The sequence below is a fragment of the Streptomyces sp. EDA2-14 genome (genome assembly GCF_054963755.1).
Map to the genome: position 1 here is coordinate 130462 of NZ_JBUEGE010000015.1, position 19551 is coordinate 150012.

The following is a 19551-nucleotide window of genomic DNA, read 5'->3' on the forward strand; positions in this document are numbered from 1 at the left end:
GGTGAGACTGGTCCCACCGTAGAAATACGGCGTAGAGATACGTCGACGTATCAGAAGTAGCAGAGGGAAACGAGGTCGCATGATGCGTACGCGTCCGCTGAAGGTGGCGCTGCTGGGCTGTGGGGTTGTCGGCTCAGAGGTGGCGCGCATCATGACGACGCACGCCGACGACCTCGCCGCCCGGATCGGTGCCCCCGTCGAGCTCGCGGGTGTGGCCGTGCGGCGGCCGTCCCGTGTGCGCGAGGGAATCGATCCGGCACTGGTCACCACCGACGCCACCGCGCTCGTCAAGCGCGGCGACATCGACGTGGTCGTCGAGGTGATCGGCGGCATCGAGCCCGCCCGCACGCTCATCACGACCGCCTTCGAGCACGGCGCGTCCGTCGTCTCCGCCAACAAGGCGCTCGTCGCCCAGGACGGCGAGGCGCTGCACGCCGCGGCCGTCGAGCACGGCGAGGACCTCTACTACGAGGCCGCGGTCGCCGGAGCGATCCCGCTGGTCAGGCCGCTCCGGGAGTCCCTGGCCGGGGACAAGGTCAACCGGGTGCTCGGCATCGTGAACGGCACGACGAACTTCATCCTCGACGCCATGGACACCACCGGCGCCGGCTACCAGGAAGCGCTCGACGAGGCCACCGCACTCGGGTACGCCGAGGCCGACCCGACCGCCGACGTCGAGGGCTTCGACGCCGCCGCCAAGGCCGCCATCCTCGCCGGGATCGCCTTCCACACCCGGGTGCGCCTCGACGACGTGCACCGCGAGGGCATGACCGAGGTGACCGCCGCCGACTTCGCTTCCGCGAAGCAGATGGGCTGCACCATCAAACTGCTCGCCATCTGCGAGCGGGCCGCCGACGGCCAGTCCGTCACCGCCCGCGTGCACCCGGCGATGATCCCGCTCACCCACCCGCTGGCCTCCGTGCGCGGCGCGTACAACGCCGTGTTCGTCGAGGCCGAGGCCGCGGGCCAGTTGATGTTCTACGGACCCGGCGCCGGCGGCTCGCCGACCGCGTCCGCCGTACTCGGCGACCTCGTCGCCGTATGCCGCAACCGCCTCAATGGTGCGACGGGACCCGGCGACTCCGCGTACACGCAGCTGCCCGTCTCGCCGATGGGCGAGGTCGTGACGCGGTACCACATCAGCCTCGACGTGGCCGACAAGCCCGGCGTTCTCGCGCAGGTGGCGACGGTCTTCGCCGAGCACGGTGTCTCCATCGACACCGTGCGCCAGTCGGGGAAGGACGGCGAGGCCTCCCTCGTCGTCGTCACCCATCGCGCGGCGGACGCGGCCCTCACCGGGGTCGTGGACGCGCTGCGTCAGCTCGACACCGTGCGCGGTGTCGCCAGCATCATGCGTGTTGAAGGGGAGTAGCAGGGATGACCGGAATGACCCACCAGTGGCGCGGCATCATCGAGGAGTACCGGGACCGGCTCCCGGTGACCGACACCACGCCGGTCGTGACACTGCGCGAGGGCGGTACGCCGCTCGTGCCCGCGCAGATGCTCTCCGAGCGCACCGGCTGTGAGGTGCACCTGAAGGTCGAGGGCGCCAACCCGACGGGTTCCTTCAAGGACCGCGGGATGACCATGGCCATCACGAAGGCCAAGGAGGAGGGCGCGAAGGCCGTCATCTGCGCCTCCACCGGCAACACGTCGGCGTCCGCCGCCGCGTACGCCGTGCGCGCCGGAATGGTCTGCGCCGTCCTCGTCCCGCAGGGCAAGATCGCGCTCGGCAAGATGGGCCAGGCGCTCGTCTACGGCTCGAAGATCCTCCAGGTCGACGGCAACTTCGACGACTGCCTGAACCTGGCCCGCGCCCTCTCCGAGAACTACCCGGTGGCGCTGGTCAACTCGGTGAACCCGTACCGCATCGAGGGCCAGAAGACCGGCTCGTTCGAGATCGTGGACGCCCTCGGCGACGCGCCCGACATCCACGTCCTCCCGGTCGGCAACGCCGGCAACATCACGGCCTACTGGAAGGGCTACCAGGAGTACGCCGCCGACGGCGTCTCCTCGCGCACGCCGCGCATGTGGGGCTTCCAGGCCTCCGGCTCCGCGCCGATCGTGCGCGGCGAGGTCGTCAAGGACCCGTCGACGATCGCCACCGCGATTCGCATCGGCAACCCGGCCTCGTGGCAGCACGCGCTCGCCGCGCGCGACGACTCGGGCGGCTTCATCGACGAGGTGACGGACCGTGAGATCCTGCGCGCCTACAAGCTGTTGGCGTCCCAGGAGGGTGTCTTCGTCGAGCCCGCGTCCGCCGCGTCCGTCGCCGGTCTGCTCAAGGCGGCCGAGGAGGGCAAGGTCGACAAGGGCCAGAAGATCGTCTGCACCGTCACGGGCAACGGCCTGAAGGACCCGGACTGGGCCGTCGCCGGTGCCCCGCAGCCGGTCACGGTCCCGGTGGACTCCGCCGCGGCCGCCGAGCGCCTCGGTCTCGCCTGAGCCGTGCCGCTCCTTATGCGACGCTGACACCTCGTCAACTGCACCTTTCCGTGCAGGGGGTGCACAGGGGGCTTACGACACGCATCGTGCGCCTCCTGTGCGCCCTATGTCGCCACTGAACCTTCCTTCGATAGGCTGTATCGAACCCGCCCACCGCATATGCCGTGGTGCTGCCGCTGATCCGTTGATCGCGGCCCGGGTGTCGACCTATGCATCACAAGACATCGGAAGTTCTCGAAACATCCCGCAGCTCAAGGAGAGTCATCGAGCGATGGCCGGTCCCGCATTCCGCGCCGCCGCCGTCAGGGTGCGCGTCCCCGCCACCAGCGCCAACCTCGGCCCGGGCTTCGACAGCCTCGGCCTGTCGCTGGGGCTCTACGACGACGTGGTCGTCAGGGTCGCCGACTCCGGGCTGCACATCGACATCGCCGGCGAGGGCTCCGAAACCCTGCCCCGCGACGAGTCGCACCTTCTCGTACGGTCCCTGCGCACGGCCTTCGACGCCCTCGGCGGACAGCCGCGCGGCCTCGAGATCGTCTGCGCCAACCGCATCCCGCACGGCCGTGGCCTGGGCTCCTCGTCCGCCGCGATCGTCTCCGCCGTGGTCGCCGCCCGCGCCGTGACCATAGGCGGCGGCGCCCTGCTCGACGACGCGGCGCTGCTCGAACTCGCCACCGAGATCGAGGGCCACCCCGACAACGTGGCCCCCTGCCTGCTCGGTGGTTTCACCATCGCGTGGACCGAGACCGGAGCCGGACGGGCCATCCGGCTCGACGCGGCCCGTTCCGTCGTTCCGGTGGTTTTCGTTCCGGGAAAGCCGGTCCTCACCGAAATGGCGCGAGGACTGCTGCCGCGCTCCGTCCCGCACGTGGACGCCGCGGCCAACGCGGGCCGGGCGGCCCTGCTCGTAGAGGCCCTCACCAGGCGCCCCGAGCTGCTGCTTCCGGCCACGGAGGACCGCATTCACCAGGAGTACCGGGCGCCCGCGATGCCGGAGAGCGCCGCCCTGGTGGAGCGGCTGCGGGCCGACGGGGTGCCCGCGATGATCTCCGGGGCAGGGCCGACGGTCCTCGCCCTGGTGGAGGAAGAAACGGCCGACAAGGTCGCCCGGCTGGCCGGGGAGGGCTGGGCCGCGAACCGGCTCGCCCTCGATGTCGACGGAGCGAGCGTGCTGCCGCTTGGCTCCTGACACCCGGTTGCCGGATTAAGAGAGGGGGAATGTTTGTTGGATCCGGTAGTGTTAACCTCAAGTCTGCACCCGGCCCTACCATGGCGAGGTGCTGTGTGTCCCCGTCAGGGACAACCATTCTTCCGGGAGCCTCCCCAGCGATTCCGTGCATCGTTCTCGCGTGTCGAGACGCGGCGCTGAAGAGTGGCGAGCACGCTCCGGAACGGGCTTGACCGAGCCGCGTGACACAGAAACTCCAGTGCACCCGCGGAATCGGGCAACGCCGTCACCACCGAATTCTTCCGCCTCTTCGGCGGACAACCGCCCCGGCACGGTCCGTACAGGCAGGACCACACCGCCGGACAGCACAACCGGTCGCCGAGCCAGACAGGCCGACGTCCGCTCCAGGGAAGGACCCTTCGTGAGCGACACCACCGATCTGATGGGCGTGACTGCCGACAGCTCTGCTGCCGCGCCCGCCGCGTCCTCTGCGGACGCCTCTGCCGCGCCCGCCGCCGGTGCTTCGGGCTCCCGGCGGCGCCGCGGTACCGGCCTTGATGGCATGGTGCTGGCCGAGCTGCAGCAGGTCGCATCGGGCCTCGGAATCAAGGGCACCGCGCGGATGCGCAAGAGCCAGCTGATCGAGGTCATCAAGGAGGCGCAGTCCGGGGGAGGCAACTCCGCCCCCGCGAAGAGCGCCGACGCCGCCGAGACGAAGCCGAAGCGGCGGGCCACCTCGAAGGCCCGTACCGGCGAGGAGTCCGCGGCCGACGCCGCGCCCGCGAAGTCGGGTGCCAAGGCGGACAAGGCCGAGGCGGGTGACGCCAAGGCGAAGAAGGCCACCGCCCAGCAGCAGATCGAGATCCCCGGCCAGGGCGCCGGTGACGAGCAGCCGGCCGGCGAGCGTCGCCGCCGCCGCGCCACCGCCGACGCGGGCAGCCCGGAGACGGTCGCCGCGGAGGCCAAGGCCGACAACCGGCAGGACAAGCAGGACCGCCAGCAGGACCGTCAGGACAAGCAGGAGCGTCAGGACGGCGGCGACGGCAACAAGGGCGACGGCGGCCAGGACGGCAACAACCACGAGGGTCGTCGCGACCGCCGGGACCGTCAGGACCGCCAGGACCGCCAGGACCGCCAGGGCGGCCGTGGTGGCCGTGACCGCGACCGTGACCGCCAGGGCGGCCGCGGTGGCGGCAAGGGCGACGACCAGGGCAACAACCAGGGCGGCGGCCGGAACAACCAGCAGGGTGGCGGCCGGGGCAACCAGCAGGACGACGGCTTCGACGACGACGGCGGCGGCCGCCGCGGGCGCCGGGGCCGTTACCGCGACCGCCGTGGCCGTCGCGGGCGTGAGGACTTCGGCAACGAGCCGCAGATCTCCGAGGACGACGTCCTGATCCCCGTCGCGGGCATCCTCGACATCCTCGACAACTACGCCTTCATCCGTACGTCGGGCTACCTGCCGGGTCCCAACGACGTCTACGTCTCGCTGGCCCAGGTCCGTAAGAACGGCCTGCGCAAGGGTGACCACGTCACCGGCGCCGTACGCCAGCCGAAGGAGGGGGAGCGTCGTGAGAAGTTCAACGCGCTCGTCCGCCTCGACTCCGTCAACGGCATGGCGCCCGAATCCGGCCGTGGGCGACCGGAGTTCAACAAGCTGACGCCCCTGTACCCGCAGGACCGCCTCCGTCTGGAGACGGACCCGGGCGTGCTGACGACCCGCATCATCGACCTCGTGTCGCCGATCGGCAAGGGCCAGCGCGGTCTGATCGTGGCCCCGCCGAAGACCGGCAAGACCATGATCATGCAGGCGATCGCCAACGCGATCACGCACAACAACCCCGAGTGCCACCTGATGGTCGTCCTCGTCGACGAGCGTCCGGAAGAGGTCACCGACATGCAGCGGTCGGTGAAGGGCGAGGTCATCTCCTCGACCTTCGACCGCCCGGCCGAGGACCACACCACGGTCGCCGAGCTCGCCATCGAGCGCGCCAAGCGCCTCGTGGAGCTGGGCCACGACGTCGTCGTGCTGCTCGACTCGATCACCCGTCTGGGCCGCGCCTACAACCTGGCGGCGCCGGCCTCCGGCCGCATCCTGTCCGGTGGTGTCGACTCGACGGCCCTGTACCCCCCGAAGCGCTTCTTCGGCGCGGCCCGCAACATCGAGGACGGCGGCTCGCTGACCATCCTCGCCACCGCGCTGGTGGACACCGGGTCCCGCATGGACGAGGTCATCTTCGAGGAGTTCAAGGGCACCGGCAACGCCGAGCTCAAGCTCGACCGCAAGCTCGCCGACAAGCGCATCTTCCCGGCGGTGGACGTGGACGCGTCCGGTACCCGTAAGGAAGAGATCCTGCTCGGCAGCGACGAGCTGGCGATCACCTGGAAGCTGCGTCGCGTGCTGCACGCGCTCGACCAGCAGCAGGCGATCGAGCTGCTGCTCGACAAGATGAAGCAGACGAAGTCCAACGCGGAGTTCCTGCTGCAGATCCAGAAGACGACGCCGACGCCGGGCAACGGCAACGACTGACGCTTCACAGCGATCGAAGGGCTGGGCCCCGCCGCCTCGTGCGGCGGGGCCCAGCCCCTTTTTTGGCCTGTTCAGAGCGATCCGGGGTACTCGGAGTCCGGAGACCTTCACCACACGTATAAGGGTCTGTGCCTTCTGTGAAGCATGCGCCACATGGGCGTGAAAGTGCAGGTGAGAGGGTTGCGGGCCCTTGGTCCCACTACGTACGGTCGCGGTTTCGCCCCGGAGCGCGCACATGTGTCTGTGCAACCCTTCATGGCGGTCCGCCGTCACAAAGAGTGAACGACGCAGCGGATCCAACGTTCAGAAGCAGACGAACCTGCGAGGAGTTATGCCGGACCGTGACAGCAAGCCCGGGCGCCACCGCGGTGCCAAGGGCAGCCGCCGCAAACCGCGCAGCGGGCGCAGCAAGGCGCTGCGTATCGCGGCGTGGAGCGCCGCGGGCGTCGTCGTCCTCGGTGGCACCGGCCTGGGGTACGTCTACTTCCAGCTCAACGGGAACATCAAGAGCGTCGACATCAACGCGCAGCTCGGCACCGACCGCCCGCAGAACGTGGACAACGGCTCCCAGGACATCCTCGTCCTCGGCTCCGACACCCGGGCCGGCGACAACGAGAAGGTCGGCGGCGGCGCCGACGAGGGCTCCGCGCGCTCGGACACCGCGATGGTCGTGCACGTCTACAAGGGCCACAAGAAGGCCAGCATCGTCTCCATACCCCGGGACACGCTGGTCCACCGGCCCTCGTGCACCGACAAGAAGGGCAACGAGTACCCGGCGCAGGACGAGGCCATGTTCAACTCCGCGTACTCCACGGGCGGCGCGGCCTGCGCGGTGAAGACCGTCGAGTCCATGAGCGGGATCCGCATGGACCACTACGTCGAGGTCGACTTCAGCGGCTTCCAGAAGCTGATCGACGACCTCGGGGGCGTCAAGGTCACCACCACGAAGGCGATCAACGACCCCGACAGTCATCTGAACCTCGACGCGGGCACGCATACGCTCACCGGCGAGCAGTCGCTCGGTCTCGTCCGCACCCGGCACGGCGTCGGCGACGGCAGCGACCTGGGCCGCATCCAGCTCCAGCAGGCGTTCATGAAGGCCCTGATGGACCAGATCAAGAGCGTCGGCGTCTTCACCAGCCCGAACAAGCTGTACGCCCTCGCCAACACCGCCACGAAGACGGTGACGACGGACTCGCAGCTGGCCTCGGTCAAGGATCTGACCTCGTTCGCGAGCGGCCTCAAGGGCATCGGCTCCGGCGACATGAACATGGTGACGCTGCCGGTGCAGTACGACCCGAACGACGCCAACCGCGTCCTCCTGGACGAGACCAACTCGGCGAAGGTCTGGAAGGCGCTCAAGGGCGACAAGACCATCCCGAAGTCGGCCACCAAGGACTCCGCCAAGGGCACCGCCGACAGCGTCGTGAAGTAGCCGGACCCCCTCGGGGAGGGTCCGGGAATACTTCCGGGCCCTCCCCGGTTTTGGGGGATACGGCCAGTCCTGGCAGACTGGTACGTCGGCCCCGGTTCACGCTCCCGCATCCCGCGTCAGCGACCCGGCGCCCTCCCGAACCTAGGAGACACCTTGAAGCGCGACATCCACCCCGAGTACGTCGAGACGCAGGTCTCTTGCACCTGCGGCGCGTCGTTCACCACCCGCAGCACGATCTCGTCCGGCACCGTCCGTGCCGAGGTCTGCTCCGAGTGCCACCCGTTCTACACGGGCAAGCAGAAGATCCTCGACACCGGTGGCCGTGTGGCCCGCTTCGAGGCCCGCTTCGGCAAGGCTGCAGCTGCCAAGAAGTAGCGAAGCTCCAGCGCCGGTCCACGGTGCCCCTGTACTCGCGGGGGCACCGGGACCGGCGCTTTGCGGTGCAGCCCCTTTTGACCCCCCGTAACTGCAGGAGCCGGAGATGTTCGAGGCCGTCGAGGAACTGATCGGTGAGCACGCCGATCTGGAGCAGAAGCTCGCGGACCCCTCGGTCCACGCCGACCAGGCCAACGCGCGCAAGCTCAACAAGCGCTACGCCGAGCTGACCCCGATCGTCGCCACGTACCGCTCCTGGAAGCAGACCGGGGACGACATCGAGGCGGCGAAGGAACTCGCCGCCGACGACCCCGACTTCGCGGCCGAGGTCAAGGACCTGGAGCAGCAGCGCGAGGAGATCACCGAGAAGCTGCGGCTCCTCCTCGTCCCGCGCGACCCGTCCGACGACAAGGACGTGATCCTCGAGATCAAGGCCGGCGCCGGCGGCGACGAGTCCGCGCTGTTCGCGGGCGACCTGCTGCGCATGTACCTGCGCTACGCGGAGCGCATCGGCTGGAAGACCGAGATCATCGACTCCACCGAGTCCGAGCTGGGCGGCTACAAGGACGTCCAGGTCGCCGTGAAGACCAAGGGCGGGAACGGCGCGACCGAGCCCGGCCAGGGTGTCTGGGCCCGCCTCAAGTACGAGGGTGGCGTGCACCGCGTGCAGCGCGTCCCGTCGACCGAGTCGCAGGGCCGCATCCACACCTCCGCCGCAGGCGTGCTGGTCACGCCCGAGGCCGAGGAGGTCGACGTCGAGATCCACGCCAACGATCTGCGCATCGACGTGTACCGCTCCTCCGGCCCCGGCGGGCAGTCCGTCAACACGACGGACTCCGCCGTCCGCATCACGCACATCCCCACCGGCGTCGTGGCTTCCTGCCAGAACGAGAAGAGCCAGCTGCAGAACAAGGAGCAGGCGATGCGTATCCTGCGCTCCAGGCTCCTCGCAGCGGCGCAGGAGGAAGCGGAGAAGGAGGCCGCCGACGCCCGCCGCAGCCAGGTCCGCACCGTCGACCGCTCCGAGAAGATCCGCACGTACAACTTCCCGGAGAACCGCATCTCGGACCACCGCGTCGGCTTCAAGGCCTACAACTTGGACCAGGTGCTCGACGGCGACCTCGACTCCGTGATCCAGGCGTGCGTCGACGCGGACTCGGCCGCGAAGCTCGCCGCCGCGTAACACCGCACAGCCGCCCGTACGACAGCTCAGCCCGGAGGACCAGCGTGCAGCAACATTTTGGGGGGCGACCCCCAAACCCCCGCAGCGTGCTGCTCGCGGAAGTGGCCCAGGCCACCCAGCGCCTCGCCGACGCCGGCGTGCCCTCGCCGCGCAATGACGCGGAGGAGCTCGCCGCCTTCGTGCACGGCGTCAAGCGGGGCGAGCTGCACACGGTCAAGGACGCGGACTTCGACGCCCGGTACTGGGAGGCGACCGCGCGCCGCGAGGCCCGCGAGCCGCTCCAGCACATCACCGGGCGCGCCTACTTCCGCTACCTGGAGCTCCAGGTGGGCCCCGGCGTCTTCGTGCCCCGACCGGAGACCGAGTCGGTCGTCGGCTGGGCCATAGACGCCGTCCGCGCGATGGACGTCGTCGAGCCGCTGATCGTCGATCTGTGCTCCGGCTCCGGCGCCATCGCGCTCGCGCTCGCCCAGGAGGTCCCGCGCTCGCGCGTGCACGCCGTGGAGCTGTCCGAGGACGCCCTCCAGTGGACGCGCAAGAACGTCGAGGGGTCCAGGGTCGACCTGCGCCAGGGCGACGCCCTGACGGCCTTCCCCGACCTCGACGGCCAGGTCGACCTGGTGATCTCCAACCCGCCGTACATCCCGCTCACCGAGTGGGAGTACGTCGCCCCCGAGGCCCGCGACTACGACCCGGACCTGGCCCTGTTCTCCGGCGAGGACGGGCTCGACCTGATCCGCGGCATCGAGCGCACCGCCCACCGCCTGCTGCGCCCCGGCGGCATCGTCGTCATCGAGCACGCGGACACCCAGGGCGGCCAGGTGCCGTGGATCTTCACCGAGGAGCGGGGCTGGGCGGACGCCGCCGACCACCCCGACCTCAACAACCGACCGCGGTTCGCGACCGCCCGCAAGGCGCTGCCGTGAGCACCTCAGTTCTTCCCCAGCCTTACGAATTCGAGCAGTACGCAGAGCAGGAGGCCCGCTAGATGGCACGGCGTTACGACACCAATGACGCGACCGACCGCGCTACCGGTCTGCGTGAAGCCGCCTCCGCAGTGCGCCGTGGCGAGCTGGTCGTCCTGCCCACCGACACCGTGTACGGCATCGGCGCCGACGCGTTCACGCCCGAGGCGGTCGGTGACCTCCTGGAGGCCAAGGGCCGCGGCCGCAACATGCCGACGCCCGTCGTCATCCCGTCGCCGAACACGCTGCACGGCCTCGTCACGGACTTCTCCGAGATGGCCTGGGAGCTCGTCGACGCGTTCTGGCCGGGCGGCCTCACGATCGTCGCCAAGCAGCAGCCGTCGCTGCAGTGGGACCTCGGCGACACCCGCGGCACCGTCGCGATCCGTATGCCGCTGCACCCGGTGGCCATCGAGCTGCTCACCGAGGTCGGCCCGATGGCCCTCTCCTCGGCGAACCTGACCGGCCACCCGTCCCCCGAGGACTGCGACTCCGCGCAGGAGATGCTCGGCGACTCCGTCTCCGTGTACCTCGACGGCGGGCCGACGCCCGGCAACATCCCGTCCTCCATCGTCGACGTCACCGGCAAGGTCCCGGTCCTGCTGCGCGCGGGCGCGCTGACCGCGGACGAGCTGCGCAAGGTCGTACCCGACCTCGAGGTGGCGAATTGACAGCCCCTGAGACGGGGCGTGGCATAGGCAACGGGTACGTACGCACGCCGGCCCTCCCCGGCGACACCTTCCGCATCCTCCACGTCAGCACCGGCAACGTGTGCCGCTCGCCGATCACCGAGCGGCTGACCCGGCATGCCCTCGCGGACCGGCTCGGCGCGCCGCTCGCCGGCGGGCTCGTCGTGGAGAGCGCGGGCACCTGGGGCCACGAGGGCGCGCCCATGGAGGCCAACGCGGAGGCGGTCCTGGCCGACTTCGGCGCGGACGCCTCCGGCTTCGTGGGCCGCGAGCTCCTCGACGACCACGTCATAAGAGCCGACCTGGTCCTCACCGCGACCCGCGACCACCGCGCGCAGGTCATCTCCATGGGCCACAGCGCGGGCCTGCGCACGTTCACGCTGAAGGAGTTCACGCGGCTCGTGCAGGCCATAGACCCCGCCACGCTCCCGGACCCCGTGGAGTCCGGCGTGGTCGAGCGCGCCCGCTCCCTGGTCCGCGCGGCGGCCGCCCTGCGCGGCTGGCTCCTGGCCCCGTCGGTGGAAGCGGACGAGGTCTACGACCCGTACGGCGCACCCCTCCCGTTCTTCCAGTCGGTGGGCGGCGAGATCAACGAGGCGCTGAACCCGGTGGTTACAGCGCTGACAGGGGTTCGTAAATAAGCCCCTGCGGCGATTGAGCAGCGGGGCCCGGGGCGGAGCCCCGTGACGTGATGCCGGGCGCCCGCAACCACACGGATCTACATTGGAAGGCACCCACCTCCCCAACGCGAGGCCCCGGAGCCGACCATGCCGGTGATGACAGAACCCGCAGCCATAGCGGAGCTACAGCGGCAAGACCCCGAACTGGCCGAGATCCTCCTGGGCGAGACTGCCCGCCAGGCGGACTCCCTCCAGCTCATCGCCGCGGAGAACTTCACGTCCCCCGCGGTCCTCGCGGCCCTCGGCTCCCCGCTGGCCAACAAGTACGCGGAGGGCTACCCCGGCGCCCGCCACCACGGCGGCTGCGAACTCGTGGACGTCGCGGAGCGCCTGGCGGTGGACCGCGCCAAGGCCCTCTTCGGCGCCGAACACGTCAACGTACAGGCGCACAGCGGCTCTTCGGCCGTGCTCGCCGCGTACGCGGTGCTGCTCAAGCCCGGCGACACCGTCCTGGCCATGGGCCTGCCGTCCGGCGGCCACCTCACGCACGGCTCCCCGGCCAACTTCTCCGGCCGCTGGTTCGACTTCGTCCCCTACGGCGTCGACCCGGAGTCCGGACTCATCGACTACGAGCAGGTGCACGCGGCGGCCCGCGCCCATCGCCCGAAGGCGATCGTGTGTGGCTCGATCTCGTACCCCCGGCACATCGACTACGCCGCCTTCCGGGAGATCGCCGACGACGTGGGCGCCCACCTCATCGCCGACGCCGCGCACCCCATCGGACTGGTCGCCGGGGGAGCGGCCCCCAACCCGGTCCCGTACGCCGACATCGTCTGCGCCACCACGCACAAGGTGCTGCGCGGACCGCGCGGCGGGATGCTGCTGTGCGGCGCTGAGCTGGCGGACCGCGTCGACCGGGCCGTCTTCCCCTTCACCCAGGGCGGCGCGCAGATGCACACGATCGCCGCGAAGGCCGTCGCGTTCGGGGAGGCGGCGCGCCCCGCCTTCACCGCGTACGCCCACAGAGTCGTCGCCAACGCGCGGCTGCTCGCGGGCGCCCTGGAGGCGGAGGGCTTCGGTGTCACCACGGGCGGCACCGACACGCATCTGATCAACCTCGACCCGGCGCCGCTCGGCGTCGCGGGCCCGGTGGCGCGCGGCCGGCTCGCCTCCGCGGGCATGATCCTCGACACATGCGCCCTGCCGCGCTGCGGTGCAACCGAACTCGCGGCCGGAGACGGCCGGGGCCTGCGCCTGGGGACCGCGGCCGTCACGACCCAGGGCATGGGTGACGGCGAGATGGCCCGTATCGCGGTGCTCCTGTCGGGTGTCGTACGTGATGTTCTCGACGCCCGGACGGTCCGCGAGGAGGTCCGCGAACTGGCTGGAAGATTCCCCCCGTACCCCGCCTAGAACGGGGTAGGCGCACACCGAGACACCCCCTGCGTCACACCAGGTGCGTCCTGGGAACCGTCACCCGTGCAACCATCGTCGCTACCCGGAAGTCCTCAACCCTAAGCACGCGAAGCTAGGGTGTGGGGCTGAGATGGCCAGCGATACCTGTGGGGAAGCCCGTGCGTGAATACCTGCTGACGCTCTGCATCACGGCCGCGGTGACCTATCTGCTCACAGGCCCGGTGCGGAAGTTCGCGATCGTGGCCGGCGCCATGCCGGAGATCCGTGCGCGTGACGTGCACCGGGAACCCACGCCGCGGCTCGGCGGTATCGCCATGTTCTTCGGCCTGTGCGCGGGCCTGCTCGTCGCCGATCACCTCACGAACCTGGACAAGGTCTTCGAGTCGTCCAACGAACCGCGGGCGCTGCTCTCCGGCGCCGCGCTGATCTGGCTGATCGGCGTCCTGGACGACAAGTTCGAGATCGACGCCCTCATCAAGCTCGGCGGCCAGATGATCGCCGCGGGCGTGATGGTCATGCAGGGCCTGACGATCCTGTGGCTGCCGATCCCCGGCGTGGGGACGGTCTCCCTGACCCAGTGGCAGGGGACCCTGCTCACCGTCGCGCTCGTCGTCATCACCATCAACGCCGTGAACTTCGTCGACGGCCTCGACGGTCTCGCGGCGGGCATGGTCTGCATCGCCGCCGCGGCGTTCTTCCTGTACGCGTACCGGATCTGGTACGGCTACGGCATCGAGTCCGCGGCCCCGGCCACGCTGTTCGCGGCGATCCTCATGGGCATGTGTCTGGGCTTCCTGCCGCACAACATCCATCCGGCCAGGATCTTCATGGGCGACTCGGGCTCGATGCTCATCGGTCTCGTCCTCGCGGCCGGCGCGATCTCCATCACCGGACAGGTCGACCCGGACGCGCTCAAGCTCAACCTCGGTGGCTCCACGCGTGACACCACGCACGCGATGCTCCCCGTCTTCATTCCGCTGCTGATGCCGCTGACGATCATCGCGATCCCGTTCGCGGACCTGGTGCTCGCGATCGTGCGCCGTACCTGGAACGGTCAGTCGCCGTTCGCCGCGGACCGCGGGCATCTGCACCACCGGCTCCTGGAGATCGGCCACTCGCACTCCCGCGCGGTGCTGATCATGTACTTCTGGTCGGGCCTCATCGCGTTCGGCGCGGTCGCCTACTCGGTGCACTCGGCGTCCGGGATGTGGGTGATGCTCACGATCGTGGCGCTGAGCTTCGTCGGTCTGGTGCTGCTTCTGCTGCCGCGCTTCACGCCGCACGTGCCCGGCTGGGCCCAGCACTTGGTGCCGCCGCGCTACCGGCGTCCGGTGGACGTCGCGGGGGAGGACGAGGCGGCCGAGCCGTCCGAGGGCGCTGCCGCCGCCGAGGACGAACCGGACCGCAGCCGGTATCCCGCGGGAGTCAACGGAGCGACCGCGATCGGCGCCCGTTCGCGCTTCACGGATCGGCGTAAGGCGGGAACGTCCCGTTGACGCGGGTGATCACGCAGACCGAAATGGTCCCAATACCAGACATGTTGGCCTCGCGTGTGCACAGACGCGCAGGATCCCCCTCACGTGTGACGGTTGGCACACCTTCTAGGTAAAGACCGCATCAAATAGTTTGTGATACCGTTCACGAAGCCGGGGGAAGGACCGAAAGGCCGTAGTGCGACGGCCATTTGGCCCGAATCGGACCACTGAACCCCGGACTACGCTCGTCCATGACGACACCCTGCCCCACACCAGTAAGCGGAGTTGCCGCCATGCCGTCCAATGACGCACGGACCCTTCTTCAAATCGTCGTACCCACCGCTGCCGCGGGCGTGATTGCCGCGGTGATCAGTGGTGTGGTTGCGGGCGGCAAGGGGGCCATCGGTGCGCTGGTCGGTGCTCTGGTAGTGATCGTCTTCATGGGTCTCGGGCAGGTCGTGCTGCTGCGCACGGCAAAATCGCTTCCGCAGCTGTTCCAGGCGATGGGGCTGATGCTCTACGTCGCCCAGCTGCTGCTGCTCATGATCTTCGTGGCCATTTTCAAGGACACGACTCTTTTCAATCCCAAGTCCTTTGCCGTCTCTCTGGTCGTCTCGACCGTTGTGTGGATGGCTGCCCAGGCCCGCGCCCACATGAAGGCCAAGGTTTTCTATATCGATCCCGAGGCGGCTCCCGGCTCCAAGGGGACCGGGACCAGTGAGAAGGCCGAGAAGACCGGGTCGTCGTCGTGAGAGGTAGGGCCGGGATAAGCGCCCGTTCGTCGGGCTGCTATCGTCCGGTGCCAACTGCGGCATCGCCGGCGCGGGCACGAGAGCTGACGCCTGCACGATCGCGAGGCTCACTGCCTGCCCGCCGCCCCCACACCCGAAACACCAGACCGGTGCCGACCCGCGGCTGCGCGCCGCACCGACACAACGAGGTTGCCGTACTTATGCGTCACGCCGAAGGAGCCCGCGGTGAGTGCTGACACGACCCAGCTCGCCTTTGACTGGAGCTGTCGGATCATGTCCGACAACGGATGCGGCTTCCCGGCACCGGGCCTGCACTCCTTCCTGTTCGAACCGATCGCCGACTTCGGCTGGTTCTACATCAACAAGGTGATGCTGCTCGCCCTGCTCACCACGCTCGTCATCTGCGTTTTCTTCTTCTTCGCGTTCGGCCGCTCGAAGGTCGTTCCCGGAAAGATCCAGATGATCGGTGAGGCCGGCTACGACTTCGTCCGCCGCAGCATCGTCTACGAGACGCTGGGCAAGAAGGAGGGCGAGAAGTACGTCCCCCTCATGGTCTCGATGTTCTTCTTCATCTGGATCATGAACGTCTGGTCGGTCATTCCGCTGGCCCAGTTCCCGGTCTCGTCGGTCATCGCCTACCCGATCATCCTCGCGGTGATCGTGTACCTGATCTGGGTGCCGCTGACCTTCAAGCGCCATGGCTTCGTGGGCGGTTGGAAGAACGTCACGGGCTACGACCCGTCGCTCGGCCCGATCAAGTGGCTGGTCTCGTTCATCGAGTTCTTCTCGAACCTGCTGGTCCGCCCGTTCACGCACGCGGTGCGACTCTTCGCCAACATGTTCGCCGGTCACCTGATGCTGGTGATGTTCACCGTCGCCTCCTGGTACCTGCTGAACAGCTGGATGATCCCGGCCGCGGGCGTCTCCTTCGTGATGACGATCGCGATGATCCTCTTCGAGCTTTTCGTTCAGGCCGTCCAGGCGTACGTCTTCGTCCTCCTGGCCTGCACGTACATTCAGGGCGCTCTCGCCGAGCACCACTGAGCCCCACCCCGCCCAACCACCCCAAGTCGTCCGGTGGACAACAGCCACCGGTTCGTAAAGAAAAGGAAGTAACGGCATGTCCGCGTCCATCGAACTCGCCGCTGGCGTCTCCGGCTCCCTCGGTTCCATCGGTTACGGTCTCGCCGCGATCGGCCCCGGCATCGGCGTCGGCATCGTCTTCGGCAACGGCACCCAGGCGCTGGCCCGCCAGCCCGAGGCCGCCGGCCTGATCCGCGCCAACCAGATCCTCGGCTTCGCCTTCTGTGAGGCGCTCGCCCTGATCGGCATCGTTATGCCGTTCGTGTTCGGTCAGTAATCACCGCTTACTGACTGACACTTTCGACGAAAGGCACTGATGTGATCGCCAACCTGGTTGCACTCGCGGCCGAGGAGAAGCAGAACCCGCTTGTCCCGCCCGGTCCCGAGCTGCTCATCGGCACCATCGCCTTCGCCATCGTCTTCTTCGTCTTCGTCAAGAAGCTCCTTCCGCGCATCAACGCGACGCTGGAAGAGCGTCACGCGCAGATCGAAGGCGGGATCGAGAAGGCCGAGGCGCTTCAGACCGAGGCCCAGAGCGTGCTCGAGCAGTACAAGGCTCAGCTCGCCGAGGCCCGGCACGAGGCCGCGCGGCTGCGCCAGGAGGCGCAGGAGCAGGGTGCCGCGCTCATCGCCGAGATGCGTGCGGAAGGCCAGCGGCAGCGTGAGGAGATCATCGCCGCCGGCCACTCGCAGATCGAGGCCGACCGCAAGGCCGCCGCTCAGGCGCTGCGTCAGGACGTGGGCCAGCTGGCCACCGACCTGGCCGGCAAGCTGGTCGGCGAGTCCCTCGAGGACTCCGCCCGGCAGTCGCGCACGATCGACCGCTTCCTCGACGAACTCGAAGAGAAGGCAGAGGCTGCTCGATGACCGCCCACGGAGCGAGCCGCGAGGCGCTGGCCGCCGCACGCGGGCGTCTGGACGCGCTGACCGACAACACGTCGGTCGACGCCAAGGCGCTCGCCGGTGACCTGGCCTCGGTGACCGCGCTGCTCGACCGCGAGGTCAGCCTGCGGCGGGTCCTGACCGACCCGGCGCAGGCCGGCGAGGCCAAGGCCGAGCTCGCGAGCCGCCTGCTCGGCGGCCAGGTCGGCGGCGAGACCGTCGACCTGGTGTCCGGCCTGGTCCGCTCCCGGTGGTCGGCCTCCCGCGACCTGGTCGACTCCCTCGAGGAGCTGGCCAACACCGCGGACCTCACCGCGGCGCAGAAGAGCGGTGACCTCGACGACGTCGAGGACGAGCTGTTCCGGTTCGGCCGGATCGTCTCCTCCAACACCGAGCTGCGCGCCGCACTCACCGACAAGTCCGCCTCGGCCTCGGCCAAGGGCGAGCTCGTCAAGCAGCTGCTCGACGGTCGGGCCAAGCCCACCACCGAGCGGATCGTCGCGCGTCTTGTGACCGCGCCGCGTGGACGTAGCCTGGAAGCGGGACTCGAGTCCCTCTCCAAGCTCGCCGCCGAGCGTCGCGAGCGCATGGTGGCGGTCGTCACCACGGCGGTCCCGCTGAGCGACGCGCAGAAGCGGCGCCTGGGTGCTTCCCTGGCGAAGCTCTACGGCCGCGAGATGCACCTGAACCTGGACGTGGACCCCGAGGTCCTCGGCGGGATCAAGGTGCAGGTGGGTGACGAGGTCATCAACGGCTCCATCGCGGACCGCATCGAGGAGGCCAGCCGCCGCATGGCGAGCTGACCGCAGCAAGCTCAACACGTACGACTACGGCCCTAGTTGGGCCGTGCAGAGGATTCCTGGGGGCTGACCCCAGACCCCCCAAGAACACTTCGGGCCCAACAAGGAGAGCAGGGAACCCAGATGGCGGAGCTCACGATCCGGCCGGAGGAGATCCGGGACGCGCTGGAGAACTTTGTCCAGGCGTACAAGCCGGACGCGGCCTCGCGCGAGGAGGTCGGTACGGTCACCCTTGCCGGCGACGGCATCGCGAAGGTCGAGGGTCTCCCCTCGGCCATGGCCAACGAACTGCTGAAGTTCGAGGACGGCACGCTCGGCCTCGCGCTCAACCTGGAAGAGCGCGAGATCGGCGCCATCGTCCTCGGTGAGTTCAGCGGCGTCGAGGAGGGCCAGCCGGTCACGCGTACCGGTGAGGTCCTGTCCGTCGGTGTCGGCGAGGGCTACCTCGGCCGCGTCGTCGACCCGCTCGGCAACCCGGTCGACGGTCTCGGCGAGATCGAGACCAACGGCCGTCGCGCCCTTGAGCTGCAGGCCCCCACGGTCATGCAGCGCAAGTCGGTGCACGAGCCGATGGAGACCGGCTACAAGGCCGTCGACGCGATGACCCCCGTCGGCCGTGGTCAGCGTCAGCTGATCATTGGTGACCGCCAGACCGGCAAGACCGCCCTGGCCGTCGACACGATCATCAACCAGCGTGACAACTGGCGCACCGGCGACCCGTCGAAGCAGGTCCGCTGCATCTACGTCGCCGTCGGTCAGAAGGGCTCCACCATCGCCTCCGTGCGCGGTGCCCTCGAAGAGGCCGGCGCGCTGGAGTACACGACCATCGTCGCCGCCCCGGCGTCCGACCCGGCCGGCTTCAAGTACCTGGCGCCGTACACCGGCTCGGCCATCGGCCAGCAGTGGATGTACGAGGGCAAGCACGTCCTCATCATCTTCGACGACCTCTCGAAGCAGGCCGACGCCTACCGCGCCGTGTCCCTGCTGCTCCGCCGCCCGCCGGGGCGCGAGGCCTACCCGGGTGACGTCTTCTACGTGCACTCCCGTCTGCTCGAGCGCTGCGCGAAGCTCTCGGACGACATGGGCGCCGGTTCGATGACGGGTCTCCCGATCGTCGAGACGAAGGCGAACGACGTGTCGGCGTTCATTCCGACCAACGTCATCTCCATCACCGACGGCCAGTGCTTCCTGGAGTCCGACCTGTTCAACGCCGGCCAGCGTCCGGCCCTGAACGTCGGTATCTCGGTCTCGCGTGTGGGTGGTTCCGCCCAGCACAAGGCCATGAAGCAGGTCTCCGGTCGTCTCCGTCTGGACCTGGCCCAGTACCGCGAGCTGGAGGCGTTCGCCGCCTTCGGTTCCGACCTGGACGCCGCGTCGAAGTCGCAGCTGGAGCGCGGTCAGCGTCTGGTCGAGCTGCTGAAGCAGGCTCAGTACCAGCCGATGGCCACCGAGGACCAGGTCGTCTCCGTCTGGGCCGGTACCAACGGCAAGATGGACGAGGTGCCGGTCGCCGACATCCGCCGCTTCGAGAAGGAGCTCCTTGAGCACCTGCACCGCAAGGAGCAGGGCCTCATGACCTCCATCAAGGAGGGCGGGAAGATGTCGAACGACACCATCCAGGCCATCGACGACGCCGTCGCCGAGTTCAAGAAGCAGTTCGAGACCTCGGACGGGAAGCTTCTCGGCGAGGACGCTCCGGCCGCCGCCGGTAAGTGACGACGGAAGGGACCTGA

Annotated in this window: 18 protein-coding genes; all 18 read left to right on the forward strand. The window is 69.1% G+C overall.

Annotated elements, in window-relative coordinates; genetic code table 11:
- The first annotated feature begins 79 nt into the window (after positions 1–79).
- The 18 genes from ACY34M_RS29640 (at position 80) to atpA (ending at position 19534) form a co-directional block, all read left to right on the forward strand.
- Positions 80–1372: a homoserine dehydrogenase gene (locus tag ACY34M_RS29640; RefSeq protein ID WP_462721397.1), complete on the forward strand. Its 1293-nt coding sequence runs from the start codon at positions 80–82 to the stop codon at positions 1370–1372.
- 14 nt (positions 1373–1386) lie between these two features.
- Complete coding sequence (gene thrC, locus ACY34M_RS29645) at positions 1387–2445, forward strand: threonine synthase (protein WP_462721474.1); 1059 nt, start codon at positions 1387–1389, stop codon at positions 2443–2445.
- 271 nt (positions 2446–2716) lie between these two features.
- Positions 2717–3634 carry a homoserine kinase gene (gene thrB / locus ACY34M_RS29650; protein WP_462721398.1) on the forward strand — a complete coding sequence of 306 codons (918 nt, stop codon included), beginning with the start codon at positions 2717–2719 and terminating at the stop codon, positions 3632–3634.
- Between the two features lie 400 nt (positions 3635–4034).
- Positions 4035–6143 carry a transcription termination factor Rho gene (gene rho / locus ACY34M_RS29655; protein ID WP_462721399.1) on the forward strand — a complete coding sequence of 703 codons (2109 nt, stop codon included), beginning with the start codon at positions 4035–4037 and terminating at the stop codon, positions 6141–6143.
- A gap of 331 nt (positions 6144–6474) precedes the next feature.
- A complete protein-coding gene (locus tag ACY34M_RS29660; RefSeq protein WP_462721400.1) occupies positions 6475–7578 on the forward strand; it encodes an LCP family protein in 1104 nt (367 codons plus the stop codon).
- Positions 7579–7731: 153 nt separating this feature from the next.
- Positions 7732–7953: a 50S ribosomal protein L31 gene (rpmE, locus tag ACY34M_RS29665; protein ID WP_010984345.1), complete on the forward strand. Its 222-nt coding sequence runs from the start codon at positions 7732–7734 to the stop codon at positions 7951–7953.
- Between the two features lie 106 nt (positions 7954–8059).
- Complete coding sequence (gene prfA / locus ACY34M_RS29670) at positions 8060–9136, forward strand: peptide chain release factor 1 (RefSeq protein WP_462721401.1); 1077 nt, start codon at positions 8060–8062, stop codon at positions 9134–9136.
- An 86-nt stretch (positions 9137–9222) separates the two neighbouring features.
- On the forward strand, positions 9223–10062 hold the full coding sequence (gene prmC / locus ACY34M_RS29675; RefSeq protein WP_462721402.1) for a peptide chain release factor N(5)-glutamine methyltransferase: 840 nt from the start codon (positions 9223–9225) through the stop codon (positions 10060–10062).
- A gap of 62 nt (positions 10063–10124) precedes the next feature.
- A complete protein-coding gene (locus tag ACY34M_RS29680) occupies positions 10125–10772 on the forward strand; it encodes an L-threonylcarbamoyladenylate synthase (protein WP_462721403.1) in 648 nt (215 codons plus the stop codon).
- Complete coding sequence (locus tag ACY34M_RS29685) at positions 10769–11431, forward strand: arsenate reductase/protein-tyrosine-phosphatase family protein (RefSeq protein WP_462721404.1); 663 nt, start codon at positions 10769–10771, stop codon at positions 11429–11431. The genes ACY34M_RS29680 and ACY34M_RS29685 overlap by 4 nt, the downstream gene beginning before the upstream one ends.
- A gap of 126 nt (positions 11432–11557) precedes the next feature.
- Positions 11558–12823, forward strand: coding sequence for a serine hydroxymethyltransferase (locus ACY34M_RS29690; RefSeq protein ID WP_462721405.1), 1266 nt, complete (start codon positions 11558–11560; stop codon positions 12821–12823).
- A gap of 161 nt (positions 12824–12984) precedes the next feature.
- Positions 12985–14322 carry an MraY family glycosyltransferase gene (locus ACY34M_RS29695; protein ID WP_462721406.1) on the forward strand — a complete coding sequence of 446 codons (1338 nt, stop codon included), beginning with the start codon at positions 12985–12987 and terminating at the stop codon, positions 14320–14322.
- 272 nt (positions 14323–14594) lie between these two features.
- Positions 14595–15053: a hypothetical protein gene (locus ACY34M_RS29700; RefSeq protein ID WP_462721407.1), complete on the forward strand. Its 459-nt coding sequence runs from the start codon at positions 14595–14597 to the stop codon at positions 15051–15053.
- 273 nt (positions 15054–15326) lie between these two features.
- Complete coding sequence (gene atpB / locus ACY34M_RS29705; protein WP_462721408.1) at positions 15327–16097, forward strand: F0F1 ATP synthase subunit A; 771 nt, start codon at positions 15327–15329, stop codon at positions 16095–16097.
- A 76-nt stretch (positions 16098–16173) separates the two neighbouring features.
- Positions 16174–16413, forward strand: a complete 240-nt coding sequence (gene atpE, locus ACY34M_RS29710) for an ATP synthase F0 subunit C (protein ID WP_385762526.1) — start codon at positions 16174–16176, stop codon at positions 16411–16413.
- A 41-nt stretch (positions 16414–16454) separates the two neighbouring features.
- Positions 16455–17003 carry a F0F1 ATP synthase subunit B gene (locus ACY34M_RS29715; protein WP_462721409.1) on the forward strand — a complete coding sequence of 183 codons (549 nt, stop codon included), beginning with the start codon at positions 16455–16457 and terminating at the stop codon, positions 17001–17003.
- The gene (locus ACY34M_RS29720; protein WP_462721410.1) at positions 17000–17821 is read left to right on the forward strand and encodes a F0F1 ATP synthase subunit delta; all 822 of its coding nucleotides are present in this window, start codon (positions 17000–17002) and stop codon (positions 17819–17821) included. Before ACY34M_RS29715 ends, ACY34M_RS29720 begins: the two co-directional genes overlap by 4 nt.
- A gap of 120 nt (positions 17822–17941) precedes the next feature.
- Positions 17942–19534, forward strand: coding sequence for a F0F1 ATP synthase subunit alpha (gene atpA / locus ACY34M_RS29725; RefSeq protein ID WP_462721411.1), 1593 nt, complete (start codon positions 17942–17944; stop codon positions 19532–19534).
- Positions 19535–19551 lie beyond the last annotated feature (17 nt).